A 24939-nucleotide genomic window follows, 5' to 3' on the forward strand; every position below is an offset into this window, starting at 1 on the left:
ATTTGAGGACGAACAATATAAACCATGATTAGTATTGATTATTAATTTGCGTGAAGGTTTAACAGATACCTAAATAGAAAGCTTATTTATTGCCACAATCCAAAGATTGTGGCAATAAATTCGTAGGAGCCAAGGCCCCACATCACGCTATCATCTGTTTTACAATGTTATCCTTAATTCGTTTAATGCTTGTTGCTGATAAAGCCATGTATTGACCTATCCAACGTTGAGATTTGCCGTCTAGCATCCTGTTCAGCCCTGCACCTCTCTATCACCAGTAACATTATCTATAAGCTTCTGAACCTCTAAAAGCTTCTTCTCGTACTCTGCAACACGTTTAATATTTTTCGAACGTCTAATAGCCTCTTGCATAATTGGATCACCTACACCGCCTACTGCCTACTGCCTACTGCCTTCGGTAGTGTAGCCTCGATACCGTACTGTGCCGTTTTTGCCCCGGCAACCATTTCTGCTCGCATTTCTTTGATGGCGTTAACCATCCAGTGGTAGTCTGTAATCATTGCGTCTAGCTTGTCTTGCGTTAGTAATTCCATAGGTTTGCCCTCCTACGGTGTGGTATAATAATTTTGTTAAGCACCGTCAAAGGGCATAAACCAATTCGAGCTGTAGCGTCTGATCACGCTGCGGCTTTTTTATTAAATTTCCAGGTTATTCAACTATACAAAACTAAAATCACAATATATTTATAGTAGTGTTAAGCATATTCGCTTGACGTTTTGTCTTCATCCTTTGATTACTTTTTAGCCATTTCTTTTTAAGGAGATGGCTCTTTTTCATTTTGGGATAGCAACCTGTTGCATTGCCCCAAGCTGCTATTGCACTACACTTTCCCGTCATCAATTTGCTCATATTGTGCAGCAATTGAATAAATCCATATTTTCAAATATTACCTAATTATGTTATCCTTATATAAGTTATTAACTTATATATCAGGAGTTGTTATGCAATGAAAACAATGTCTACAATGGGATGGATTATATTTTTCTTAGGCACCTTTTTATTTTCACGCGGATGGAGCAGAGTATCAGGTACCTTCGAATACAATTCATCTATTCCAAATAAATCTGTTGCACTAATATACATTTCTATGGGCGTTTTTGTTATTTTCATTTCATTCTTTGTAAAACCCAAAAAAGAACATTAATTTTACCGAACAATATCATTCAAATATTCACTTCCTCCACCTACGTAAACGACTAATCTGCTCAAGCTCTTTCCCAATACTCCGTAGTTGCCTATAAGTCTTGCATCTTCTGCATTTCTTGCTAGGATCATATGCTTTACGTTTCGGGCATCCTCGGCACTCTAGAAAAGCTATGTGGTCCTGTTGATTAATGAGCCTTGCTCTACGCTGTTTAACTTCCTTGCGTACCGTTAAGCTCCCCATTCAATCGTCACCTCTGCCCTCGGCTGCTCTGAATAAAACTTCCTCACTGTCATATCAACAATCTGAGAGTCATCATGCCAAATGATTTTGTTGCAACCGTCCTTGATGCCCTTAATCAAGTTATCGAGGTCGGGCTTTGTCGTTGGTCGTAATTCACCACTCGCTATAAGCTTTTTCTTTGGCCCTGTGTGGTATTTCTTTGGTGGCATGAGATAAATATCAGCTTTTAGTTTAATTGGCGCTGTAATCAATTCTGACGGCTTATATTGATATGCTACAAGCTTTACAAAGTCTTTGAAGTCCTTACTCTTCGGTGCATCATGTGTGACCACCTTCTTACCACGTCTACTAAATCGAGGTCGTTCTTGCGGCTGTATGACCCCTGGTATTTCAAATGTTAAAGTGTTCATATTTCCACATCCTTAGGATCCTGCTGATAAAACAACCTAATGCCGTTCTACCAGCAACGTGTATTTATCAATAGCCGTTTGCTTGTCTAGCGTGGTTAATTGGTTTATACGGTCTGTTACCTCCTCTATCATGTTATCTCGCATAACATCCACCTTCTCAGCCATTCGCTTCACTCCTTTTTCTCATTCTTTCGAGATTTTCTAAAACCTTTTGTCTCTCAGCCTCAAAATCTATCGTGTTGGTAGATTCAGTAGCTGGTATTGGTTGTTCTTCTTTGTTATTACGATTAGCAAACCACTCGGGAACTACCTCTGTACGACCTTTAGGCTTCTGATAGGATTGGTTAGATTGTTGTCGCTTGTTGTTTTTCTCTCTTTCTTCTTTAGTCTGTAATTGCTGGTAAGTTTTTATCATTTCCTTACGCCAATTGATTAACGTTCCTTCTGCATATTTAATTTTGTTGCGAGCGTTGTTAAATACTGCGTTTTGTAATGCTGCTAAGATTAAATCCACATCTTTATAGTCATCTAAGATGTAACCAAGGTGTTCTGCAATGGTTGGAAGAACTGGTGTGATAATGTGATTTGTAAATTCAACTAATCTAGCAAAATCAGTTTGAGAAGAAACTGACTGACAACCTTCATTGTCTTTTGTTTGTTTTTCTTTTTTATTTTCTTTTTGTTTTTCTTTTTCTGTTTGTTTTTCTTTTTGTCCACGTATCGTTGACGTATCGTAAGAACCCGCATCATTACTGGATTCTTCATTTTCTGACGTAACGTTATACGTATCGTGTGACGTATCGTAGTACGACTCGTAGGCGATGCGTACAGAATCATTTGAGATTCCTTCGCCTACCCATCGAATTAATGAAGTATCTTTTACTTCTCTTAGTTCTGATTTCACACAGTCAAGAATCGGTTTGCCCCCGCGATTCAGATTGTATTTCCCCCAGTTTTTAATAGCTATTTCACGAGTGTCCTCATTGTATTTAATTAGCTTATGATGGTCTCTGAAGCGTTGTAGTAATGCACCAGCACTTTCCCATATCGAAAGCTATTTGCTTTTTGGTAATTTGATAGATGCCAATTTGAGTCGTACTTTCATTTGTCAGCAAATACAAGAAGAAGTATTTATCCTCTGCTGTCATTTCCTCAACCACACGAGGATCGTTCCAAAAAGTTGTGTAGACGTATCTGTATTTAGCCATTTGCCCTGACCCCTCCTTATATTCGAATTGTTATCACAGACTTATTAACAATCAGGTTAGGAAATAAGAAATAATTTCCCGGGTAAGCGCAGGAAATGACAAGTTTACCCTTAAGAAGAACTTTGTGAGTTACATTATTCATCCATTTTCACCACCTAATCTAGTAGATACTCGATTTCGAAAGCATCTTCTAACTTCTTTGTAGCCCTACAGTATTCGCACTTATCACATCGATGTGGATTTTTATGTCCTAGCTTCGCTTCTACCATGCTTGGTAACATCGTTTGAACATATTCCTTCTCGAAATCAAAACGTCCAAAATCGAAGCGTAAAACTGCTTTATCAGGTGGCGATTCTTTAGTTACTGCCACAATGTATGGATCATAGTAACGACCTGTATTTTGAAAGATTATTTCTCGATACACCCACATCTGCAGCACATAATCAAAGGCTTGTACACATGAAACCCATGTATTATATTTCTCGCTCCAGTAGCGCTGCCGAAACTCCTGAGTGCTTTTTATATCACTGAAAAATCCACGTTCATGATTGATGTTGTCGACTTTGATTTTCCACTCTACACCGAATAATTCACCTGTATAGATGACCTCTTTTTCACTTTGTAGAGCGAACATACAAAACTCGTCATTTTTAATGGTTTCAATCATGTCATCAGCTTTTTCGTAGTCCTTATATTTGTTGCCACGATTGTTGTAAATGGTGTGGTGATTTAGTTCTTTAAATTCAGTGAATGCCTCGTTACTTTCAAAGGCAGCGTGTAAATATGAGCCGACCGTTAGAGCTGTAGAGGGAGGACGAGAAAACTCGCCAATATCACCGTTCGAAAACTCCATGTAATCATCGTTGAATACGATTAAACTTCCATAGACATCTCGAAAATCTCTTTTCATTTCTACATATTGAAATGTTGGTACGTTATTTATTGGCTCGATTGTTCCTAATACCATCGGATTCTCAACTTCTGCAAGTGCTCTCACGCTATCGCCTCGCCTTCACGTTGCAAACAGATAAATGAAATGCCGTATTTAATGAATCTATACTTTGTCCAGTAGGCGTCATCATAGCCTATCTTGTCCTCTTTACCACATGCACCTAACTTTTCAATAGCTTCTTTGTTATTCAGTTGAACAAGTACATCAATGGTATCTACATCGCTAGCACTATACTCAACTCGGATAACATCCTCTGACGCTATACCATGTTGCTCTAAAATTTTAGGCAATTCAGTAATTCTAGATACTGTAGATCCATTGATTATAAAAGGTTTTAAAGAAGGAACTCTTATGTCTATTTTCAGACGCTTGAACGCCATTTTCACATTTGCTATAAAAAATGAAATTATAGATAGAAAAAAGTTTTCTACCCCTAATTTAAGTAGAGCAACAGAAAGTATTAAGCGAAATGCACTTTCCGTAAATGAAATAACAAATGTATTAGAAATAACACGCACTAAATATAAAATTACTCATTATGCTTGTTTGAGCCTACTATTTTTAACAGGTATGCGTGTTGGCGAATTGAGGGCTTTACAGTGGGAAACTGATATTGATTTTGAAAATAATTTCATTCACATAAATAAAACTAAGGATCGTTACGGGGCTCGGACGCCAAAGACTAAAAACAGTTATCGAAAATTTCCGATGAATGAAAACATCAAAAGTATTTTACTGGATTATAAAATTATAAAGTTTATGCACATTCATTTGAAAAAGATGAGGTGCACGTTTCAAATCTTATGGATGAAATTATCAATTTGAGTTCATTTGAAGAATCTGAGGAAATCAAAAAACGATGAAATTGGGGCACTTTTTGGGGCACTCACGTTTTTTCTCTCTCCCCTACCCATATAACTTGTAAATATAAAAACTCAGCAAATCATTATAAACGTTGTTATATCAACGTTTCCCGACAAAAAAACACCCGCATTTTAAACGAGTGTTCCGTAATTTTTTAGGATAACCATTTCGGGGGTGTGTTTTTCTCCCAGTAAATATCCCCTAAATTGTTATGTGCCATAAAGTCGTCCTCGGCACTATGGTAGTGGAAGTTGTAATAATAACCTTCCTGTGGTCTTTTTTCTGTGCGGACATGGAAGCGAATTAAATCCATCCCTGTTTCATTGCTACTAATATTGAAAATTTTTTCTCCATAGTTGCCACTAGGCTTTTCAGAAATTGTTAACGATGCTAATGATGAATCGTCTAAGCTAGCTACAGTCATCGCAATGGCTTCCTCCATCTTCGGGAAGATAATGGAATCAAATTCATTGCTAATTTTCGGGCCGATTTTTGTGCCGAATTTTTTATAGGATTGCTCTTTCGCCGCGTCAACGAGCAATCCACTATAGTCGACCGGTTCTTCTTGTATTTCTGTTTCTATCGGAAGAGCAGCTGCTTCTGCAGTGCTTGTCCCAGGTGATGGTCCGATAGAAGCACGATTTGATGGATTTTGATCAAATGCTTCCCATATCTCATGTGTTGGCGTAATTAATCCAAAAGTTAAAAACGCAACCATAATGACGATACTTTTTTGAACCCATTTCTTCATTAATTAACACCTTCTCTTTATGTACAAATTGGTAATTCTATTACTTATATATACGCATAAGCCTATAAAAGGTTTCATATTTCTATAATTCATTGTACAATATTTATGTATAAAGTAAAAACTTCACATCTTGTGAAAACGTTTGTATGACCATCATCCTGTTGTCCCAAACAAATCGGGTATTTGTTGACAGTATGCGGGTTAAATGTGTCGTTTTTTTAAAAGGAGGTACAAAACATGGAAATCGCAATGGGTATTGGTCTTTTATTAATGTTAGGTTACTTATCATCTTTATGCTTCACGAACTAATACAATTCCTTTTTACAAAGAAAGTCCGCGAGCTTGCGGACTTTTCTACTTTGATAGCCAATTCTTCCGCTCACAGTCCCAAACTTTTTGAGCTACTTGACGAATCTTCACTCATACAATTAATTTTCGGCAAAATAAAAGAGACTGTAGACTAAAATTTATCTATAGCCTACAGTCTGGGAATACTTTTCATATTCTTTGATTTATAAGTATTGTTGGCAAAATTGTTAAAATACCATTCTCTTTTCTAACTAACTGCCTACGCTCTTCATTCATCCCATACAATCTAAAATAATTTGATCCACTCTGTAATCTTTAAGATAACGGGCTGCTGCTTCAAAGTTGCAATAATCATCTGGTAACTTTGATATTATCTGAAACCTCTTACTACTTTTAAGCGTACTTCTAACTGGATAATTAAACTCGTTTAAGGAAGTTAATGCTCCTCTTTCAACAATTTCTATATCTTTATGAAATATTTCTTTAAATGTTGGTGTAATGTCTGAACGAGGAGACTGAGTCAAAAACGACTTTATTGATTCATAGTCACCCCTACTTTTGGATGTCTAATACATCTCCATAAGCAGGAATATTCAGAGAATAAAGATTTCACACCCTATCCATAACATCACATATTAGCAGACCGCAATGCTTTTGAACATGATAAATGGTTTGCAAATCAATTTAGCCATTTTTACATTGTATATTGAAATATTCATCTGAAAAAATTATAAAAAAGAACTATATAGGATGCGACAACTAGAAATTTATTACATAAAAAAGTAGACATAATCGGTCTACTGTTAGGCTCTTCTATATGTCTTTTCGATGGTTCTTTCCGTCACTTCAGCTTTTCTATCCGTAAATTAGGCAAGGGGCAGCCTCGCTTTTGCGAAGCCACCCCTTTAGTATTTAATAGGCAACATTTTTCGTAAATTGTAAAGTCTCAACCCAATCATCTGGGGAATATTATATTGAAACATTTAGTTTCATCACCGCGGTAAAATTCCACTGTGTGCTTTCTAACTTAAGCAACGCAAACCCAACCTTCTTTTGCGTCCTTGCAGCCCCAAAGCATGCGCCAGTGTGAATAAGTATCTTCAAAAACAAAAAGCAGAATTCCAGATTACGTAAATATGCCACCTAAAATAGCACGGTTTATATTATACTACAGAGTTTTTAAAAAGTAAATACTTTATTTCGAATTACCTTGGTGGTGCATATTATCATATTTAGAATTATAGATAAAAAATAGAGGCTAGTTCAATATGAATAAGCCTCTAGAAAACACTCAATATTTACTTTAATCAACAATTATAACACCATAGTGAAACTTCGCAGCTGTTCTTGTTAATTGTAAAAATTGATATTTGGCAAACCATTCTGAGCGAAAATGAGCCTTTAATACTACCCGTTTTCTTGCTACTCGTTTCGCCTCACTTACCCATTCATCCGTTAATGTCACATGTTCCCCAGCTAAGCGTAATGCTTCAAAATTATTGGCTTTTTCAATAATCTCTTCAAACATCGGATCCATATACACGACATCAAAAGTATTGTCCGGCAAAGTTTTCAAATAGTTAACTGCTTCAACCTGCACCACTTCAATTTGACGCATACATGCAGTTAACGGCAACTCAGTCGTATCATAGGATTTTATTCCTTGCTCAACTATAAAGGCCACATTAGGATTCGCTTCTAGTCCAACGACTCGCCCCGCTTTGCCAACTGTAAAAGCCGCCAGCATTGCATCCGCAGCAAGTCCCAATGTACAATCAAGCACTGAATCTCCTTTTTTAAGCTGTGCCGCTTCCAAAAACGGCTCCGCTTCCCCACGAGCTACACGCTTTAAGCGAAACGCCGCTGAATTTGGATGAAAGAAAAATGGCTCATTTGCTCCAAAAGCATAATACTCAAAACGATTTTTCCCAGCAACTATTACATGTGCATGCAATTCCTGAGAGATCTTCCGAACAGAACGCTTTTTTCTCGGCTCAAACGATACATCTAATTGTTTACACGCAAAAGCAGCGAGCCCCAACGATAAATCGTCTGGTCTGCCCGCTGTTGTAACAATCGTTTTTACTTCTCGCATGTTTGCTCTAAAACACCGGTTAAATGTGAAACGATTTGCTCCACAGGGAACCCTTCAATTTGTTCACGTGGAATAAAGTATGCCAATTGCCCATCTTTTAAAATCGCCATCGACGGTGAACTTGGTGGCACATCCTCAAAAAAGCTACGCATCGCAACAGTCGCTTCAGGATCCTGACCTGCAAAAACAGTCACAAGATGATCAGGCTTCACCGCCTCCACTGCCTCACGAGCAGCCGGACGCGCCAACCCAGCCGCACAACCACAAACCGAGTTAATCACAACCAACGAAGTCCCCTTCGCCTCCGCCATAAACTCATTCACCGCATCAGCCGTCGTAAGCTCCGTAAATCCGGCCCCCACTAACTCCTCACGCATCGGTTTCACTACCTGTTTCATATATTCATCGTAAGCGTTCATGCTTTTACCCTCTTTCATATGTATTCGCAAAGGTTATTATAGCAAGGTTTCTCACGAATGTACAAAGACTTGCCTTTTGCCCGATTTCATGGGTTTTCGGGGGAAATGTGACTTTTTCGTGATTTTGGTGGCTTTTTTTGTAACGGAGGTTCGTTTGATTGATCTCGTTACACACCAAAAAATGAATGTTATTATCCCACAGTTTGTAATAGTCGTTATGAATAACTTTATTAATGTTTTCGCGAACTTATATATTTTGGCAAGTATTAAAATATTATGTACTCAACAAAAAGGTTCCATTAAAATGAAATATATATACATAAATTTATCGAGGAGTTAAATTAACATATTCTTTATAAGGGAGAGAAAAAATGATATCAAACAATGAAGTAATGTTTTGTAAATTGACGGATGAAGAACTTGAAAGAAAATTAAGAATTACATTTACTGATATCACGTGTTTTTATAATCGAGATATAGCAATAAAGGCTATAAATGAAAATTTAGTGATGCATAGCGAAGAAATCGCAGAATGGATATGGCAAGATTCCAGTGAATCACATAGATGTATGAGATTAGAGTTCCCCAATTCCCTATAGGCTATGGTATTTCAAAGAAGAGCAAGCAAAAATATACTGACTTAACAAAGAGTTACCTCATTTTGGAAAAGTCTGGTTTGCATGACGAAGGATTTTATATAATTTTTTCTGCACCATTCGATGCTTGTCACACACCCAATTACAGTTTTCAATTTGTCTATGTACTTCTCCCTCCAAATTTCCTAGAATGGTAATATAAAGGGAGGATTTTTAATGAAGAAAAAATTAATTTTTAGTGCAGCATTCGTATTAAGTTTAGGATTAGCTGGATGTGAAAGCGATTCATCAAAGGACGATAAGCCAAAAGAGAATGGTGCTAAAACTGAAGAGCATCAAAAAGTACTGGCTAAAACAACAGATGATGTAATTAAACATTTTAAAGATGATGGTTTAGACCTAGGAGAAATTTCGGATTTACCAAATGATGAATTTGGAAACATTCGAAAAGAAGGTAAACGAATTTTAATTCCTTCTCTTGGTGCTGATTCAGGTGGTCGAATATTTTTATTCGATAATGAAGAAAATCTAAAAAAAGCAAAGAGTTATTATGATGAATTAGGAAATTCAAGTCCTATGTTTTATTCTCACACCCATCAAAGTGGAAAGTTCTTATTACAAATGAATGGTGATATGGAAGATAACGAATTTGCTAAGTATGCGGCTTCACTAGAAAAAGCTGTAACAGGTTCTACTGACATTGAAATAAACAAAGAAAGTAAAGCCAATAAAGCAGATAATTTAACAGAAGCGAATGCTGGTGAAGTAGTGAAAGATGATTTTGCAGGTACATATACAATCACTGATTTATATGAAGCACCAACTGAAAAATACAAAAGTGCTGATGTTGAATTTTCAATTGATGGAATAAAAACAGCTAAACTAGTTGCACGTGATCCAAAAATGATTGAAACAGATGCTGAAACAAATGTACTTATCCTATCTATAACAGGAGAAAATTTATCTGATGATACTTTAAGTTTCCATCCAAATTCAGCGAACATGATTACTGATACAAAACGTCAAATCAATTCAATTGTTGAAATTTCTCATTTTGAGTCCGAATTTATTGGCAAAGTAATACAAAAAGGCGAAGTTATTTTTAATTTAGGAAAAGAAGGTTTAGAAGGTGTCAAAGAATTAAAATTTGTTTTTGATAGTGCTTCAAAAGATAACAGATTTATTGGTGAAAAAGTAACAGTAGTTGTACCAGTAAATAAAAAATATTCACTCAATTGTACTTCACCCCAAAAGTTAAACTAAAAATCTATCTTTTGGGGTTCACTACAGTTAGATGTGACTCATAATATTATTTTCTATGTAATTTAATCCTTTCAATTCAACCTTGGCGTTATACAAGGAAACCGAAATTACTTTATTCTCTAGACATTCACGATAAATGCTCGCACCAGAAATGAACCCTTTTTCTTGGATCGTTTCAACGATTTCTCCGAATGTTTGTTTTTCTATTTCAAAATCATAAAATTTAGGCTCTTCCTGATTAATTAATCCTTCTAGAATATCTAATATTAATTTTCCCTTATCCAAACAATGCTACCTCCAATCTATTTATAATATAGATTAAAAGGTAACATTTGTCACATAATGACTCCATAATAAAAAGCCTTACGGTGCTAGATGTAAGGCTCGTCTGATGCGGTAAAATATTTAATTTTTTAGTTAGCTCATCTGTGAAACCGTGGCTACACTACGTTATCTCGCAAAGCAAATTGTATTTTAGTTTATAGTAGTTTGACTGAATTATAGTGAGTGGACACCACTCCTTTATTTAGATCCATATGAAACTTTGAATTGACACATATACTGAAAATAAAAATAGCGCAATCATTAACCAACCATAAGCTTTTCTTTTTCTTTGAAATTCTTTAATTCCTAAAGTTAGAACAAATAAACCTAAGAAGAATATCATTAGGTAATTCAGCTGGTAATCACGTGTGATAAGTTCATAAGCTGAGAGAGATATTCCTATGATTGCAAAAACAATTTGCAAAATTTTTAGCATAATATCCCACCCCTCTTAAATTCCATCTTTTATTTATCATACAATAAAAAAGAGGTTGTGGAAATGACTGTATCTATTTAATTTATCCCTTGTTAACATTGGCGGCAGTGGGGTTTTGCACTAGAACCTCTTTTGCTAGAACTTCTTCTTCCCCTACCTCCCCCTCTTTTTCTAACATTTCTCCTTTAGTATCGTTTTCAAAAGTATCATACATTTTCTCTTTAATGAATAGTGCAGGAATTAACCCCATGAATGCATAAGAAATACCTAACACAGCTAGTCCAAATCCTATGGATTGTGAAGTAGCGATAATTCCAATAAGGATTGGAGCTATAGCTGCACCGATTCTTCCCGTATTATAAGCCGCACCTACAGCGGTTCCTCTAAAAGGAGTCGGGAAGCTTTCACTTAAATAAGTAGCATTTACACCATACGGCGCTCCATATACGAAACCTAGAACAGTCATTAAAACAATGATGTTTCCTGGTGATTGATAAAAATATATGACTGGAAGCATGACCGCTGTAGATAATCCTGCTATTACGAAAACCCAACGACGACCAATTACATTGGCAACCCAACCAGCAAGTGCTTTACCAAAAATCGATGCTGTATATGTTCCAATTAAATATCCTGTCATTTCTTTGAAATTAAAGCCTAATTCTTTAACTATATACGTCGGTAACCAAGTACCTACTCCGTAATATCCGAATTGCAATAAGGAAGAAGTTAATATCCAAAATAGAAAGATTGTAAAAACTTTCTTATCCCTAAACAACGCAAGCCATTCATTTGATTTCTTTACTTTTGATGTCTTATCTTGTTTTTTAGCCAATCTCCAGCCAGTAGGTTCAGGTACTTTTACTCGAATATAAATCGCCACAACAACCGGGAAGATTGATAGTAAGAATAATGGTCTCCAACCATATTCAGGTAGAATCGCGCCCGCTAATAAAACCGCGACTAAATATCCTAATGAATAGGAAGAACCTAATACGCCCATAATAGTTGCTCTATTTTTAACTTTTACATATTCAGCCATTAACATTGTGGCTAATGAATATTCAGCTCCCATACCAATTGCTGATATGAAACGAACAATAATAAATTGTTCATATGTTTGTACAAAAGCTAAGAGAGCCGTTCCAACTGAGAATAATATCATCATATAGGTCATCATTTTAACACGGCCAAAGCGATCAGATAACCAACCGCCCAGAATTCCACCAAGTGACATCCCTAATAGCGAGAATGTACTGATCCAACCAGCAGCCTTCGTATCTAAGACGAATTCGTCCATTAGGCTCGGCATAACCAATGACAACATTTGGATATCCATACCATCAACTGTTAAACCTATAAAACTAGCTACAAATACAATTTTCCATAGATTTGAGTTTTTTTCCATCACATATCTCCTTCCGCATCCCTAGATTGTTTTGAAAGAATTATCTGCAAGCAAAATGAAGATACTGCATAGAATGTTTTGGCAAAAAAGGTATAACAGTATTGTTTTCTAGTTTAGAATTCCAAGTAGAGGTAGTATCATAGAGGTGGAACATTGTTATGAAGATTGAACATTTCCTACTTGTTTAACCTCGAATGATAATTTTAATTTATTTGAAAACGAACGACACCAAAACAATTTATACGGTATTTATTACCTCCCCTTTAAATAATTATACATTTTATCGAATTGTTTTCAAACAATTCGAAATATTAAGAGTTTTACCAGAGCGGATAGCAATCACTTTAATCTTATAAAGGGATTGCTAATGGTAAAAGTATTCTTATGTCACGAATGCTTTCGCCAGTTAGCTATAACATCTGTTATATAATAAAAGCCCTCCACACTCATCTGCGGAAGTCATTATGTTTAATCCTACTCAGTTAAAATCTCTCGTACAACGTCCGAATACATACCGTAAAAACTAAACTTTCAAAATCAAAACGCTCTACTATATTCCAACTTTGTTCACCTAATCCATCAATACACTCCATAGTAAATTTCACGTAGCAATAATCGCTATTTTGTTCTACTTCAACATTATCTACACCTTTAGTAAGGGATAGTAATGTGGTTCAAATTCATAGGCTTCTTTTAGATTGGTTGTAAAAACTGTGTCATTTCTTATTACACTCAATTTAAATACACCGCCTTTCATCTACTTTCTCGATAAAGAGAGATGATTTCCTTCTATTTAAAGAATAACGCTATGGTAATGATTAAATCATTTATATTAATCGAGTTAAAAAAATTGCTTTAAAAGAAACATATTTATGTATTTCACCGCAACCATTTTGTAAATATAAAACAATAATGGATTGTTTTATCACTAATATAATAGTATTATTTACTCAAGGTCATTAATCCTATTGTTTGACATCAATTAACAATAACAAAGGAAAATCCACTTAAATCACTATTGTTAGTATGTATTTCATTATCAAACAATAAAAATAATTTTAGGAGGAACATTTATGAAAAAATTAGCTACTTCAATTATCGCAGGTGCATTATTAATCGGCGGAACAATGAGTATCCCAACACCAACAGAGGCTGCAGCGAAAACATACAAAAATTGTAAAGAGTTAAATAAGGACTACAAAGGTGGCGTTGCTAAAGATGCCAATGTAAAAAATAAAGGTGGAAAAACAAAATACGCACCTTTTGTATCAGCTGAACTATATAAAGCAAATGCTTCGAAAGATCGTGACAAAGATGGTATTGCTTGCGAGAGATAAAGTTTGTAATTCTGTTAAGGTGAATATCTTAAATTCATTGCCCTACTTGATGATCAATCCTCAAAACATTAATAGAATTCTCTTCATTATTATGAGATTGAAGGTTAAAAAGCACAGAGAGTTCTGTGCTTTTAATGTGTCATTATTCCGCAATCTGATCGTTAGCTGAGTAAATTGGTAATATAATTTCCGTTAAAAAATAAGACTAAGTCTCCAATTGCCCCAATACTAAAAAATATAAAATAATAACTAGCAATCGTCACCTTTTTATTAAATATTTCCTTAAGCGCTTGAATAAACAATTCGTCAAACTTAAACCAACTTAATATCCAACTCGTTAAAAGAAAACTGATAATCATCTTTTCTGTATATTGATTTCTTAAATCTTTTGCACAACAACAGCTTTAGAAAACGGAAATGTATAAAAAAATTGCTTTATTTCAACGCGATTGGAGACTGAATTCAATATATGAATGTATTCAGCAGTTTTACTGAAATCAGAAATGACTAATCGACCATTTGGCCTTAAAACTCGCCACATTTCAAGAATTGCCTTCCTTCTTCCTTCTACACTTTTAATGTTATGGACTACGAAGTTTGAGACAACAACATCGAAACTACCATCCGAAAATGGAAGTTCCCGGGCGTCAGCATCTACGATGTCGATTTCTGCCACACTTTCAGCAATCATATTAGCTCGTAATTTAGCTTTCCCATTCCCTCCCAAATCCCATTTTGACCAAACATCAGCGGCTGTCACCTTACAACCCCTTTGAGATGCGGAAATAGCTAAAAGTCCACGACCTGTACCCACATCAAGAAGTTCATCACCTGATTTAGCTTGTGCAAGACTCAAAATCACTTCTCTGTGTGCGATTTTGATTGTTGTTGAGTATGTAAACATCCAAAGGCCCGTCACAAGACAAATCAAACCATAGCTCAATACAAATCCATTGGCTGAACCAAACACACCCGATAACGTAAATATTAGCCCGATAATAATTAAATTGGCAACCCAAAATGGAGCGTCAACCCCATATCGCATGGTAATTTTCATTTATCTTGACCTCCTTGTGTTTTCAATAAAATGAACGTTTTGTTGCATACTGATTTCCATTTTTCCACATTATAATATTAATGCCTTTTTATTCGAAATGAAATTCTTGTATAAGCCTTTAGCATATTCGTTCAGTGACGATTTCATGATTCTATAAGTAGTTTATGTTCATTAGAGTTAATTCGATATTCTTAAAATTTATCTGTTTACTTCTCAAAAAACTAAATTTAGGAACAAAAATAGGATAAATGTTGCTGTTTGCTTGCTCAATTGCAAAATCAGCTTCATTTATCCTCTACAAACATTGATATATCAATGTTTCTATTCTATTAAGTAACCTAAAATGATGTAATACCGTTTATACTCAATTAGATTTTTTACATTTCTATGACTGATTTTCTATTTGTATGGTTGCATACACTAACTGGCTTAGTTGCATGTCCATTGTCATCTGTACACCAAGACTGCGATTGGAATGCGAGGAATATACCAACCCATCTATTTTCTTCTTCAAAATGAATGAATACACCACCATCTTGCCATATCCCATCGTCTTTTCTAAAATCCCTACTATTTCCTTGATTCATATGAATATCATGAATGCCTCTACCTGGAGAAAAACCGAAATATTTATCTTTTTCATCTTCAGTTTTAAATTTTTCTCCGTAAGCATAAACTGTCGCTTTTTTAGCCATAGCCTCTTGCATATATTTATTAACTTTTTCATTCAAGTCATTGTCTGGACCATTTTTTGTTGCAGGGAGAGGAATCATTTTTGGGGGATCAAATAAGCCACCACGAATATAATCTAATGCAATTTCACGATTTTCATTAGTAACTTCTGTAAATCCTTCTTCGTAATTTGGAATAATAGTTATTTGTTTAGAGTTAAAATCTTCACTAACAAAATATAGGACTTCTGAAGGCTTTACCTTAGAGGCAACATTGATCGCAATCCTATAATTCTCCTCACTTTTATCCTTCTTTGTTGCTCGAATATGCACTTCGTAATGAGGCGTCTTATCATATGAATCCACAGGTCTAACGTTAACAACTTTACCTTTTAGCACTCCGTATTTGAATAAGGGCATGAACTATTACCTCCTATAAAGTTATGCTAATAAAACCTTATACCAAGATTAAGTACATCGTAATAATTGCTTGACTCTTGGAAGCATCATTAGTTAAATACAAGCTCAAACTTTCTATTCGTATAATCAATCACCATACGCCCATCCTTAGCAATATCACTACCAAAAACACCATCTAGCTTGAAAAAAGTAGCAAGGCCTGTCAACATCTCTCTCACGTTGTGTAAGCTGATCGATTGATTGTCATTCAAATTAACAATTAAACTTTCTATACTGTCTAATTCTCTTTCTTTTACATCACCGAAGCCTCCAGAATGTATCATTCTTTTTGCCATTTTAAGATCAACAATTTTCGATAGGAGTGGCTGTCCAAAATGGGATTTATTTGCACCTGTGTCCAAACCGAAATACAACGGAACTTGATTCTGACCTTTCACTTTCAAAATCGGATACCCACAGAAGAAAAGGTTGTTCTCCACACCATCTTTTCGTTGCGGTTTCTGAATTATTACCTGTTTTCGTCCATAGTCGATTTCCAGTAAAATATGTTGTATGATATCCCATCCGATGATACCGTCTACCTGCATTACTTCTTCCGTTTTAGGGTTTTTAATCATTAATAAATCATTCGCCAACACCAATGTAGGCTGATTAAAAATCGTTAGACCCTGTATGATAATTGAGTCGATGATGGCCAAATCGGCACTAAAATTTTGGTTTGTTGAATTTCCAACCTCCAATTCTTGTTCTTTCACAATGTTAATGTTACAGTCACTTACTAAAGCATTTGAGATGACCGTCATCCCTGCTCCAGTATCTAACCAAAAGCTTTTCTTACTTCCATTAATCATTACATCAACCGTTGGAGAGCCAGAGATGCTTAGTTTCATTGGAATACGTATTTCATCGTTTAAGAAGGAGAACGCTGTTTGTTCAGACTTGCTGCAAGCTTTCGCAATTAAACGATTGCTTTGATCAATGCTTTGATCATCAAGAAGGCCGAGTATCTCTAATTGTTTCCATTCGGATTTCGTAAAATATAGCTCAAATAAAATCTTGGCACAACTACTTCGCAATGAAAGATCATGAGACTCACAATACAAATTCTTTAAAATTTCTGTAGCCAAACATTCTTTTCCTTCTGTAATGAATGTTAAAGCAGAGGCAAATTCTTTTTCTTCATCATTCATTTCTAATGTTGTAAAATCAAACATCTCCATTTTGTCTATAACTTTCAATTTATCCCTCCCACAAATAATTTATTTTTCCTTATTACTTCTATAAACTTCCAATAAATCCTTCTACTTCAACTAAACTTCATCGCTAGTTGAAGTATCCATTCTTTTCGAAAAACTAAAAAGAAGCAGCCTTTCGACTACTTTCACACCTGATTCAAAATTTTGTATCCGACTCTAAATATCGTTGTACTGGAAAGCCTCATATGCTTACTAATTGCTCACACAACTAAAACTTATAATAAGTGGTAAAACCCATACAGAACTGTAGCCTGTGACCACGCTACAGCTTTTTATTTTTTACTATTTCTCAGGCTATTAACTTTACAAATAGCAATGTAAAGCTAATTCAGCCTTACACCTCCGGATCTTACTAAGGGTCACTCCTATCCCAAGTGACCCTTTATATCATTTCCAAAAACCAATATCATTCCTTCGAACAAATCTATTTAATAATCAAAAAGTGATGACCTATAACCAACCATTTGCAAACTACTTTACAAGAGCAATTTATTTCAAAAACGTCTAAAAAATTTGTTGATTTTTCCCGTTTTTTGTTTTATATTAACAATATCCATGTGCTGTTTAACAGGTAACTGTTAGGCAGCTTTTTAATTACCAGCATGCCATAATTACTGATATACCAATAACTATAATGAGTGACTCACCTATTACACAAAATCCTTTATGTTTTTGATCCCCGCCATCATCTGACATATAAAGATCATTCACTAACCGTTTCAGTCTCTGAATCATCACTTATCCGCTAATACCAAGCGTTCATGCAACGGCAACTTTTTTGAACATTTGGCACCTCTACCTGTTGCAGTCCATTAATAATACTATCCACTTCTATGTTCTAAACTTTGAATAATATCGTATGCTCTTTTAATGGCTACATCATAATTTTTCAAAACCACATTTGTTTCCCTTGCTCCGATAGCTTCGTAGATTGCCTTGCAATGCTTGTTAGTCGTTAATACACGCCGTTGTCATGGCCGAATGTTTGTAATTGATTCATGTTACAACCTCCTGAAAATTATCTAAAGTATTTCGCGGAATATTGACAAATAAAGGAGTTGTTATTAGTGTCTTCAAAAAAAGTTTCTATCGGTCTTACACAATTTACAGACTTTACTTTCAAAGGCGTTACAGGTAAAACTTCAATGGTTAGACAAATAAAATATCAAGATGAATACAATCCCGCTTTTGATTACTGGAAACCGTTACGGGATGGTATCCGAAAATTTCATGAGAACGAATTTAGTAACGATTACCTGCTTTCTGTAGCTAACAAAGTTGCTCAAGCTAAACAAAAAAATTACCTGGAAACAGTCAAAGCACATTTAAAATTTATTAAAAATAAAGAAATTGAATGGTTTGACCCAGGCAAATCCAATTGGTATAGCGAATATTTAACTGTCCGTTCATCGCCAGAACTAGGATTAAAGATTGATGGTGTTCCACACTTAATCAAGTTATATTTCAAAGGGAAAGACGAACGAATTGATAAAAATAAATGCCGCTCATCTTTGACACTATTAAAACAATCCGATTTCACCATTGAGCATTCTCCTGATATAAAGCCGGCAATTTTAAATGTCCAAAAAGGTAGGTTAATTTCAGATGAACCCTCTACTGAGGACCATCTAATTGCACTTGAATCCGAAGCAGCACAATTTATGATTATTTGGAATAAAATTTAATCAAATTCGAGCCCCTTATATCAGAAGATATTTTTTAGCACTAAATCGAATTGGTGTGTCTGTGCGTTCCACCTAACCCTATAATTTTTTAAAAATCTATTTTACAGGCTATGAACTATACAAAAAAACTATTTTGTCATATTAATAGTAATGTAAAGCTAATTTAGCCTTACACCTCCGAATCTTGTTACTAAGGGTCACTCCTATCCCAAGTGACCCTTTTTATAGTTTCTTCCCTCATATCGTGCAATAATTGATGCAATCCATATTTTCTAATATCTACTAATTATGTTATCCTTTTATAAGTTATTAATCTAAATATTAGGAGTTGCTATGCCGATGAAAACACATTCGACACTTGGGTATATCCTATTAATTTTAGGCATCATTTTATTTTCACACGGGTGGAGCAGATTATCTGGTTCCTTCGGATACAGTTCATTAATTTCAAATAAATCTGTTGCACTACTATACATTTCTATAGGGCTTTCTGTAATGTTCATTTCATACTTTATAAAACCCCGAAAAAATCAATAATTATACTGAACTAAGTCTTTCACATTTTCACTTCGCCCATATGCAATTACTAATTTTCTCTTTACCGAAGCTCCTTAATTGTCTATAAGTCGCTTTACTCTTAATATTTACAACTTTAACATTATGGTAATAAATGAATAAAACGGGCTATAAGTTCAATGTTTCCATAAAAATGATGAATTGGAGGAATTATAATGTTAATTAGAAGTGCAAAAGTTCTAGATTGTCATCTATTAAGCAATTTGGCTTATAAGTCAAAAGCCTATTGGGGATATACAGAAGATTTTCTACAACAGTGTAAAGATGATTTAACTGTAACAAAAGAGTACATAGAAGAAAATCCAGTTTACGTAATGGAAAGTGACAATAAAATAGTAGCATTTTATAGCTTTACTATTAATGAACAGAAATTAGATGCTTTATTCATAGACCCTGATTATATCGGTAAAGGATTAGGGAGAATGATATGGGACCATTTATTAACTAAAGCGAAGGAGTTAGGAATAAGCGAGTTTACTCTTGATAGTGAACCTAACGCGGAAGGTTTTTATTTAAAAATGGGCGCGAAGAATATTGGCTTTACTCCATCTACTGTGTTTCCTAACCGTCATCTGCCTTTAATGAAAGTAAGTGTTTTTAATTAAATAAGAAGTAAAAACCAAGACAGCATTTAAGCTATCTTAGTTTTTAAATTTTAGGAAGGTATAGGATTTGCCATTTATGTGATTTTTAATCGCTCTGGCTTGAGGAAACGTACCTGTTTTAACAGGTCAACTAATGTCATCTGCCCGATGACCTCCCTGCGCAATACCACTATATAAAAATTGGCTTCAATCCTTGATCAAGCCCCCTCCAGAAGTAAACTGATGTTTATCGTCGACTACTTCCATAAAACCTTTTAATTGGATAATAGGATTATCAATCCCTAACAAAGATTTATCCCCCATACCTTCAAACGGCATAAAGACATTTAAAGTAACCTTTTCCCCTGGTTGAATATCTAATTTGTTTCCTTTAGCTTCAACCTTATATTCATTACCTTTATAAGCATTTTCCCCCTTCCTTCATCATGAAAGAAACGTAATCACTATCATTTATCAATTTTATGGAATATGATAGTCCTTCTTTTAGAGTTTCCTTTTCAATTAGCTCTAACTTAACTTTTTGTATATCATTTAACGTGAACTTCTTTTCACTATCGCAACCTACTAATAATACTAAAATGAAGCTAAAAGAAGATAATACTTTAAGCATCCAAGAAATTCCCCATCAAAGATTCCAAAAAAAGATCACTCATCTTTTTTCAATTAAGTAATTTTTCGATTTCCTTTAACATAAGTATAATCTCCTCAATCACAATCTCTGGCTCATCATGATGTATATAATGTCCACTATGACTAGCAATTCGAAACTTGCTTGACGTTGACAGCTTTTGGAATTCTGCTTGGAGATTTTGTTCAATTTCCAATATCTTTTGAGATGGCCATCCCTCTTCTCCACTATCAAGTAAACCTCTTGCAATAATTGTGAGAGGAAGGTCAATTTGTCTTGTATGATCAACTATTTGCTTATAGCTCTGCATTTTATCAATATTTTCACTATTCAACGAAGGGTTTTTTAAATATTCTCTATTTCCTGCAACCAAATTTTCCGGCAAAACCTGTTCATAAGCAAGTTCTTTAAATTCCGGTGCAGCGTCAACCAAAATCATGCCGCAGATGTCGAGTGGATAAAGACTGGCATACAATCTTGCAATCAAACCACCAAAAGAATGCCCTACTAGTATATATGGCTTCTTTACATCAAGTTCTCGCAACAATTCTGAAAGCTCTTCGACCAAATCATGACAAGTCTGCGGGACAGCTGCGACTGAACTTCTACCAATACTTGCTCTCGTGTAGGACAAAGTTGACGTAACATCCGATATTAGGTCTTGAACCTTTTTCCATGTCTCAAAGTTATCGCCTAATCCAGCTATAAAGATGACACTCGGAGCACTGGTACGTTGATATTTTGTATATAGACTACGATTATCAGCGATATTGATTATCTTTTTATTATGTTTATTCACTTTTTATCACCTATTCCAATTATAAGCTTTAAATTACTTATATTTCCATAATAATTTTTAGAGTCCCAAATGATTTTTCATCCTTCCAAACTCCGAGTCATGAACAACGTAACTTTCAACTCCTATTCCTTATCACGTATAATTAACGCCACTATGCTTAATTTCGGGTAATGCTTTAAGCCTAAATTCTTACAGAAAATTAGACCTTTTCCTTGTATGATTATGTTTGTGTTTTGACAAGGAAAAGTTAATGGCAAAAAAAACTAGGCTTTTTCTCTCTTTTAAATAACTTATTATTGGCTCTCCACCAAAACATGTGGTTGATTTTCTTTAATTCAATAATTTTACATTTTACTATAAAAAAAAAAGCGAAAACTCACGTATTGTAATTGTTGTCCAGACAAACCACGAGAGGATTTTTCACTTTGTTTTCCAAGTTTATCAAAATGCTATTACCGTTACCATCTTTTTTCGAAGTTTCTTTTCCATCTGATGAAGAACCAAATGTATTTCCTGTTACTGTAGGTGCTTATTCAGCACCATGTCCAATTTGTCTTCTCCCCTTGCCCTTGTAGGAGCAAGACTTGCCCCAACAATTGTAAAGAACTAGCCCGCAAATGAGTGTGCGTGACTCTATCCAACATTAAAGAAATCCAGATAGTGCCATAACTGCATCCATTATTGTATTTTCCATTGTAGTAATTAATCCAAAAAATATTTAGAAAGGACATTTTTCATGATTAGTGTTTGCTTATAGGCGATACCTACGGCGAGCAGCCATATTCTGATTGATGACTATACACATTTTTTTAATCACTACCGCTACCAGAAACGATTAAACGACCTAAGCCCTTTAGATTTCAAAGCTCAAGCCGTTTAATACATTTTTATTATTCCCCTGACCGGGTTCCGTTCAGTATTCTTAATTCATTCGTTGTTGCAATAGAACTTACAATACCTATTGTTCCTAGAACTAATAACGACTTTGATGAACCAATAATTCCTAACGTTAATCCTCCTACTCCTACGGCAGTTGTTAAATACCTACTATATTTCAGTTTTGATTTCGTGGCTTTTGGAATTTTTATATTCACTCCAGCTAACTTGTTTACTCTTGTCAACGTTTCATCTAATTTTTTAATCATTTTTATTTACCTCCGTTAGAATTAATTTAAGAAAATATCAAAAGCTGGATTAATTAATAACAAGAAACTGGAAAAGAATACGTATATTCCGTATTTTTTCTTTTTTAACATACAAAACAATCCAATAATAAACACCACAAGTGCAAGTCCAATTGATATGTAACTGAATATTCCTATAGTATTATTTTGTTGCAAGATATCAAATGTTAAATTAGCCAATATTGATTTCCCCCAATTTTAATTTTTGTTTATGCTAGTTGACACCATGGCTCTTTATTAGCATTTTTGTTTGCTAAAGAAGACGATATTGTAAAAATTTGATATATCGAACTTTCAAGTAGAAAGTTGAATATATCGCATTTGTTATAAACTAAATCGTTTTTCATCGCTGCAGAATATAATAATGTACTTAAGATCCCATATGCTTTTTCTTTAGGAATTCTCAAATTTAAATTTGAACGCTCTAAGACTTCATCAAAAAAGTTCTTATCATTTTTCCTGAGACTTTCAATTTCATCTTTAGGAAGCTTATTTAAAAATAAATGATAATCTGGATTGTTGAAATTATATAACGTAGGATGTTTAACATACTCTTCAAAAAGCCATTTCATAGCTATTTTAAAACCTTCAATACCTGAGTTAGTTTGTACTATTGAGTTCCATTGTTCTTTCAATTGATTTTGCATCATTGACAGTTCTTCAAGAAACAACTCTTCTTTTGTTTTGTAAAGTCTGTAAAAAGATTCCGTTGATATTCCAACTTCATAAGTAAGAGAAGCGATGCTAGTTAATTTGTAACCTTTCGTTTTCCAACTCTGAGCACAGATCTCACATAACTTTTGTTTAAGTAATGTACTATCTCCTTCGGTAAAATTTTTAGTCATTAGATCGGTTCCTCTAATTAGTATCATTTAGATCAGTCCCTTTCATTTTGTACTTTAATTGTACGAATCGATTTTCTCTTTTTTCTTACCTATTCCTTACAAGTTTATTAATTTAAAAAAACTGAAGGTGAACCAAATGGAAAAGCAGAGAGCAAGCTAAAAAAGCCCTCCACAGAAGATTGTGGAAGACAATAGAAAAATTTTCATTTGATTCTTGTCCGTACAAATATTTTTAAGGGAGACAGACTTGCCTCCCCCTCAATGCAAAAATTTTTTTCATTCAACGGCCACAGCCAAGTCATGTACCAACACTTCTACCTCCGTCATTCTCCCAACGATCAATGTCCCAAACAACATCGTCCTAGCCTTCAGTTATTTCTCCAAGACTAGGAAGGATACCAGTTTTTTTACTGAAATACTCACAGTAACATCAATGACATGTATTTAGAAGGACTGGGCGCTTTCTAGGGGGCGTCCAGCCTCCACTCCAATCAGCCAATATACAGTACAGTGCATATGTTTTTAAAAACGTCATCCACAACTTTTGGTGACGAGCCTCATTATTGCATAAATTGTAAATAACAGTTAATATTACGTTATACGTTATATCGCCAAACGTAATAAACTTTTAAAAGGAGGTATTGTATGCAAAAAGATAGATTTTCAGAGCCTTCACTGTTTATTTTGATTAGTCTGGCAGAAAAAGATTGTCATGGCTATGCAATTATGGAGGATATTGAAAAAAATTATTGTATTAAGTTAGGTGCTGGAACTTTATACGGAGCAATTACACGTTTAGAAAAAGCAGGTTATATTCAAGTGCTTGCATCAGATGATCGTAAAAAACCTTACAGGTTAACAGATGCCGGACGTGAATATTTAAGCAACCAAATTAAAGACATCCAAGCAATAACTACACTTGGCGCAAAAAGGCTTGGGCTTATATGAAGTGGTTAATTTATTTGTATCCAAGAAGTTGGAGAAAACGATATGGCGATGAATTATTTGATCTATTAGAACAAAAAGATTGGACATTCTTTTTGACGATTGATTTACTCAGAGGTATAGTTGATGCTTGGAAAATTGAAATAAATGAACGAGAAGTTTTTGGTATTCGAATGAGCAATGTATTATTGCTTGTCGGTTTGATTAATATACTTATTATTCTACAATATAGATCATCACAGGAGGTTATTTTCATGGAACAAATTGCGTTAATCATTGCAATCGTATCGTTTTTCTTAGCAGTATCTATTTTCATTGTGCATCTTTTTAAAGAAGGATTACAAAAAGCTTTTTCTATTAGCACTAAATTATCAAAAATGAGTCTCGGATTTATGGGCTTATATGGATTGAGTATTATAGCTTTTTTGGTACTAACTAATTAACCATCGCTAGAAAATTCTTGAACATAAAACTAATTACAATTAAT

At 34.7% G+C, this 24939-nt stretch carries 26 protein-coding genes and 1 pseudogene; 8 read left to right on the plus strand and 19 right to left on the minus strand.

The genetic code is table 11. From position 1 onward, the window contains the following. Positions 1-392: 392 nt before the first annotated feature. The gene (locus tag ACIQZA_RS11605) at positions 393-554 is read right to left on the minus strand and encodes a hypothetical protein (protein WP_402882598.1); all 162 of its coding nucleotides are present in this window, start codon (positions 552-554) and stop codon (positions 393-395) included. Positions 555-967: 413 nt separating this feature from the next. On the opposite strand from ACIQZA_RS11605, the gene ACIQZA_RS11610 reads away from it, so the two are divergent. After that, a complete protein-coding gene (locus ACIQZA_RS11610; protein ID WP_402882601.1) occupies positions 968-1165 on the plus strand; it encodes a hypothetical protein in 198 nt (65 codons plus the stop codon). A 230-nt stretch (positions 1166-1395) separates the two neighbouring features. On the opposite strand, the gene ACIQZA_RS11615 is transcribed toward ACIQZA_RS11610, so the two are convergent. The 5 genes and pseudogenes from ACIQZA_RS11615 to ACIQZA_RS11635 all read right to left on the minus strand — a co-directional run bounded on the left by ACIQZA_RS11615 (position 1396) and on the right by ACIQZA_RS11635 (position 4269). Next, complete coding sequence (locus ACIQZA_RS11615; protein ID WP_402882604.1) at positions 1396-1818, minus strand: RusA family crossover junction endodeoxyribonuclease; 423 nt, start codon at positions 1816-1818, stop codon at positions 1396-1398. A gap of 157 nt (positions 1819-1975) precedes the next feature. After that, positions 1976-2683 (minus strand): DnaD domain-containing protein, encoded by a 708-nt coding sequence (locus ACIQZA_RS11620; RefSeq protein ID WP_483869825.1) that lies wholly within the window; start codon positions 2681-2683, stop codon positions 1976-1978. Then, positions 2677-3026: pseudogene (locus tag ACIQZA_RS25545) on the minus strand (replication protein); the annotation flags it as partial. The gene ACIQZA_RS11620 and the pseudogene ACIQZA_RS25545, both read right to left, overlap by 7 nt. A gap of 155 nt (positions 3027-3181) precedes the next feature. Further along, complete coding sequence (locus ACIQZA_RS11630; RefSeq protein ID WP_402882611.1) at positions 3182-4024, minus strand: PD-(D/E)XK nuclease-like domain-containing protein; 843 nt, start codon at positions 4022-4024, stop codon at positions 3182-3184. After that, on the minus strand, positions 4021-4269 hold the full coding sequence (locus tag ACIQZA_RS11635) for a hypothetical protein (protein ID WP_402882612.1): 249 nt from the start codon (positions 4267-4269) through the stop codon (positions 4021-4023). The genes ACIQZA_RS11630 and ACIQZA_RS11635 overlap by 4 nt, the downstream gene beginning before the upstream one ends. A gap of 61 nt (positions 4270-4330) precedes the next feature. Between ACIQZA_RS11635 and ACIQZA_RS11640 the strand changes: the two genes are divergently transcribed. After that, positions 4331-4804, plus strand: coding sequence for a tyrosine-type recombinase/integrase (locus ACIQZA_RS11640; protein ID WP_402882614.1), 474 nt, complete (start codon positions 4331-4333; stop codon positions 4802-4804). Between the two features lie 193 nt (positions 4805-4997). Here ACIQZA_RS11640 and ACIQZA_RS11645 read toward each other — a convergent pair whose 3' ends face one another. The 3 genes from ACIQZA_RS11645 to ACIQZA_RS11655 all read right to left on the minus strand — a co-directional run bounded on the left by ACIQZA_RS11645 (position 4998) and on the right by ACIQZA_RS11655 (position 8417). Continuing rightward, positions 4998-5594 carry a YpjP family protein gene (locus ACIQZA_RS11645; protein ID WP_402882616.1) on the minus strand — a complete coding sequence of 199 codons (597 nt, stop codon included), beginning with the start codon at positions 5592-5594 and terminating at the stop codon, positions 4998-5000. A gap of 1612 nt (positions 5595-7206) precedes the next feature. After that, positions 7207-7998 carry a class I SAM-dependent methyltransferase gene (locus ACIQZA_RS11650; protein WP_402882618.1) on the minus strand — a complete coding sequence of 264 codons (792 nt, stop codon included), beginning with the start codon at positions 7996-7998 and terminating at the stop codon, positions 7207-7209. Further along, positions 7986-8417, minus strand: a complete 432-nt coding sequence (locus tag ACIQZA_RS11655) for a BrxA/BrxB family bacilliredoxin (RefSeq protein ID WP_142511069.1) — start codon at positions 8415-8417, stop codon at positions 7986-7988. The genes ACIQZA_RS11650 and ACIQZA_RS11655 overlap by 13 nt, the downstream gene beginning before the upstream one ends. 812 nt (positions 8418-9229) lie before the next feature. Between ACIQZA_RS11655 and ACIQZA_RS11660 the strand changes: the two genes are divergently transcribed. Then, positions 9230-10276: a hypothetical protein gene (locus ACIQZA_RS11660; RefSeq protein ID WP_402882620.1), complete on the plus strand. Its 1047-nt coding sequence runs from the start codon at positions 9230-9232 to the stop codon at positions 10274-10276. Positions 10277-10303: 27 nt separating this feature from the next. Here the strand turns inward: ACIQZA_RS11660 and ACIQZA_RS11665 are convergent, their stop codons facing one another. From ACIQZA_RS11665 to ACIQZA_RS11675, 3 genes are all read right to left on the minus strand, one after another. Further along, complete coding sequence (locus ACIQZA_RS11665; protein WP_402882623.1) at positions 10304-10561, minus strand: YjcQ family protein; 258 nt, start codon at positions 10559-10561, stop codon at positions 10304-10306. Between the two features lie 241 nt (positions 10562-10802). Further along, complete coding sequence (locus tag ACIQZA_RS11670) at positions 10803-11036, minus strand: DUF3953 domain-containing protein (RefSeq protein ID WP_400933684.1); 234 nt, start codon at positions 11034-11036, stop codon at positions 10803-10805. Positions 11037-11118: 82 nt separating this feature from the next. Further along, positions 11119-12444: an MFS transporter gene (locus ACIQZA_RS11675; protein WP_402882625.1), complete on the minus strand. Its 1326-nt coding sequence runs from the start codon at positions 12442-12444 to the stop codon at positions 11119-11121. A 1127-nt stretch (positions 12445-13571) separates the two neighbouring features. Here ACIQZA_RS11675 and ACIQZA_RS11680 point away from each other — a divergent pair. After that, on the plus strand, positions 13572-13781 hold the full coding sequence (locus ACIQZA_RS11680) for an excalibur calcium-binding domain-containing protein (protein ID WP_400934053.1): 210 nt from the start codon (positions 13572-13574) through the stop codon (positions 13779-13781). A gap of 379 nt (positions 13782-14160) precedes the next feature. Here the strand turns inward: ACIQZA_RS11680 and ACIQZA_RS11685 are convergent, their stop codons facing one another. From ACIQZA_RS11685 to ACIQZA_RS11695, 3 genes are all read right to left on the minus strand, one after another. Continuing rightward, entirely contained in the window at positions 14161-14838 is a 678-nt protein-coding gene (locus ACIQZA_RS11685; protein ID WP_402882626.1) for a class I SAM-dependent methyltransferase, read from the minus strand. Positions 14839-15215: 377 nt separating this feature from the next. Next, positions 15216-15929, minus strand: a complete 714-nt coding sequence (locus ACIQZA_RS11690; protein WP_402882629.1) for a DUF2278 family protein — start codon at positions 15927-15929, stop codon at positions 15216-15218. Positions 15930-16018: 89 nt separating this feature from the next. Then, positions 16019-17167 carry a retropepsin-like aspartic protease gene (locus ACIQZA_RS11695; RefSeq protein ID WP_402882631.1) on the minus strand — a complete coding sequence of 383 codons (1149 nt, stop codon included), beginning with the start codon at positions 17165-17167 and terminating at the stop codon, positions 16019-16021. 1085 nt (positions 17168-18252) lie between these two features. Between ACIQZA_RS11695 and ACIQZA_RS11700 the strand changes: the two genes are divergently transcribed. Together ACIQZA_RS11700 and ACIQZA_RS11705 are read left to right on the plus strand one after the other, a co-directional pair. Then, complete coding sequence (locus tag ACIQZA_RS11700; protein ID WP_402882633.1) at positions 18253-18870, plus strand: hypothetical protein; 618 nt, start codon at positions 18253-18255, stop codon at positions 18868-18870. Positions 18871-19601: 731 nt separating this feature from the next. Next, positions 19602-20051: a GNAT family N-acetyltransferase gene (locus ACIQZA_RS11705; protein ID WP_400933699.1), complete on the plus strand. Its 450-nt coding sequence runs from the start codon at positions 19602-19604 to the stop codon at positions 20049-20051. A 659-nt stretch (positions 20052-20710) separates the two neighbouring features. Here the strand turns inward: ACIQZA_RS11705 and ACIQZA_RS11710 are convergent. From ACIQZA_RS11710 to ACIQZA_RS11730, 4 genes are all read right to left on the minus strand, one after another. Then, positions 20711-21478 (minus strand): alpha/beta fold hydrolase, encoded by a 768-nt coding sequence (locus ACIQZA_RS11710; RefSeq protein WP_402882636.1) that lies wholly within the window; start codon positions 21476-21478, stop codon positions 20711-20713. 890 nt (positions 21479-22368) lie between these two features. Beyond that, complete coding sequence (locus ACIQZA_RS11720) at positions 22369-22623, minus strand: hypothetical protein (RefSeq protein WP_400933702.1); 255 nt, start codon at positions 22621-22623, stop codon at positions 22369-22371. Positions 22624-22644: 21 nt separating this feature from the next. Further along, on the minus strand, positions 22645-22842 hold the full coding sequence (locus ACIQZA_RS11725; RefSeq protein ID WP_400933703.1) for a hypothetical protein: 198 nt from the start codon (positions 22840-22842) through the stop codon (positions 22645-22647). A gap of 29 nt (positions 22843-22871) precedes the next feature. After that, the gene (locus tag ACIQZA_RS11730; protein ID WP_402882639.1) at positions 22872-23507 is read right to left on the minus strand and encodes a TetR/AcrR family transcriptional regulator; all 636 of its coding nucleotides are present in this window, start codon (positions 23505-23507) and stop codon (positions 22872-22874) included. Positions 23508-24152: 645 nt separating this feature from the next. On the opposite strand from ACIQZA_RS11730, the gene ACIQZA_RS11735 reads away from it, so the two are divergent. Together ACIQZA_RS11735 and ACIQZA_RS11740 are read left to right on the plus strand one after the other, a co-directional pair. Further along, entirely contained in the window at positions 24153-24455 is a 303-nt protein-coding gene (locus ACIQZA_RS11735; RefSeq protein ID WP_400933705.1) for a PadR family transcriptional regulator, read from the plus strand. Further along, complete coding sequence (locus tag ACIQZA_RS11740) at positions 24452-24895, plus strand: hypothetical protein (protein WP_142510161.1); 444 nt, start codon at positions 24452-24454, stop codon at positions 24893-24895. Before ACIQZA_RS11735 ends, ACIQZA_RS11740 begins: the two co-directional genes overlap by 4 nt. Positions 24896-24939 lie beyond the last annotated feature (44 nt).

The sequence above is a fragment of the Lysinibacillus sp. NPDC096382 genome, assembly GCF_044762845.1.
GTDB lineage: Bacteria > Bacillota > Bacilli > Bacillales_A > Planococcaceae > Lysinibacillus.

Excerpts from the sequence above, each read along its gene's own strand:
- ACIQZA_RS11605 (WP_402882598.1), bottom strand. The coding sequence starts at position 554 with ATGGAATTACTAACGCAAGACAAGCTAGACGCAATGATTACAGACTAC.
- ACIQZA_RS11610 (WP_402882601.1), top strand. The coding sequence starts at position 968 with ATGAAAACAATGTCTACAATGGGATGGATTATATTTTTCTTAGGCACC.
- ACIQZA_RS11615 (WP_402882604.1), bottom strand. The coding sequence starts at position 1,818 with ATGAACACTTTAACATTTGAAATACCAGGGGTCATACAGCCGCAAGAA.
- ACIQZA_RS11640 (WP_402882614.1), top strand. The coding sequence starts at position 4,331 with ATGTCTATTTTCAGACGCTTGAACGCCATTTTCACATTTGCTATAAAA.
- ACIQZA_RS11645 (WP_402882616.1), bottom strand. The coding sequence starts at position 5,594 with ATGAAGAAATGGGTTCAAAAAAGTATCGTCATTATGGTTGCGTTTTTA.
- ACIQZA_RS11650 (WP_402882618.1), bottom strand. The coding sequence starts at position 7,998 with ATGCGAGAAGTAAAAACGATTGTTACAACAGCGGGCAGACCAGACGAT.
- ACIQZA_RS11655 (WP_142511069.1), bottom strand. The coding sequence starts at position 8,417 with ATGAACGCTTACGATGAATATATGAAACAGGTAGTGAAACCGATGCGT.
- ACIQZA_RS11660 (WP_402882620.1), top strand. The coding sequence starts at position 9,230 with ATGAAGAAAAAATTAATTTTTAGTGCAGCATTCGTATTAAGTTTAGGA.
- ACIQZA_RS11670 (WP_400933684.1), bottom strand. The coding sequence starts at position 11,036 with ATGCTAAAAATTTTGCAAATTGTTTTTGCAATCATAGGAATATCTCTC.
- ACIQZA_RS11675 (WP_402882625.1), bottom strand. The coding sequence starts at position 12,444 with ATGGAAAAAAACTCAAATCTATGGAAAATTGTATTTGTAGCTAGTTTT.
- ACIQZA_RS11680 (WP_400934053.1), top strand. The coding sequence starts at position 13,572 with ATGAGTATCCCAACACCAACAGAGGCTGCAGCGAAAACATACAAAAAT.
- ACIQZA_RS11685 (WP_402882626.1), bottom strand. The coding sequence starts at position 14,838 with ATGAAAATTACCATGCGATATGGGGTTGACGCTCCATTTTGGGTTGCC.
- ACIQZA_RS11690 (WP_402882629.1), bottom strand. The coding sequence starts at position 15,929 with ATGCCCTTATTCAAATACGGAGTGCTAAAAGGTAAAGTTGTTAACGTT.
- ACIQZA_RS11705 (WP_400933699.1), top strand. The coding sequence starts at position 19,602 with ATGTTAATTAGAAGTGCAAAAGTTCTAGATTGTCATCTATTAAGCAAT.
- ACIQZA_RS11720 (WP_400933702.1), bottom strand. The coding sequence starts at position 22,623 with ATGATTAAAAAATTAGATGAAACGTTGACAAGAGTAAACAAGTTAGCT.
- ACIQZA_RS11730 (WP_402882639.1), bottom strand. The coding sequence starts at position 23,507 with ATGACTAAAAATTTTACCGAAGGAGATAGTACATTACTTAAACAAAAG.
- ACIQZA_RS11735 (WP_400933705.1), top strand. The coding sequence starts at position 24,153 with ATGCAAAAAGATAGATTTTCAGAGCCTTCACTGTTTATTTTGATTAGT.
- ACIQZA_RS11740 (WP_142510161.1), top strand. The coding sequence starts at position 24,452 with ATGAAGTGGTTAATTTATTTGTATCCAAGAAGTTGGAGAAAACGATAT.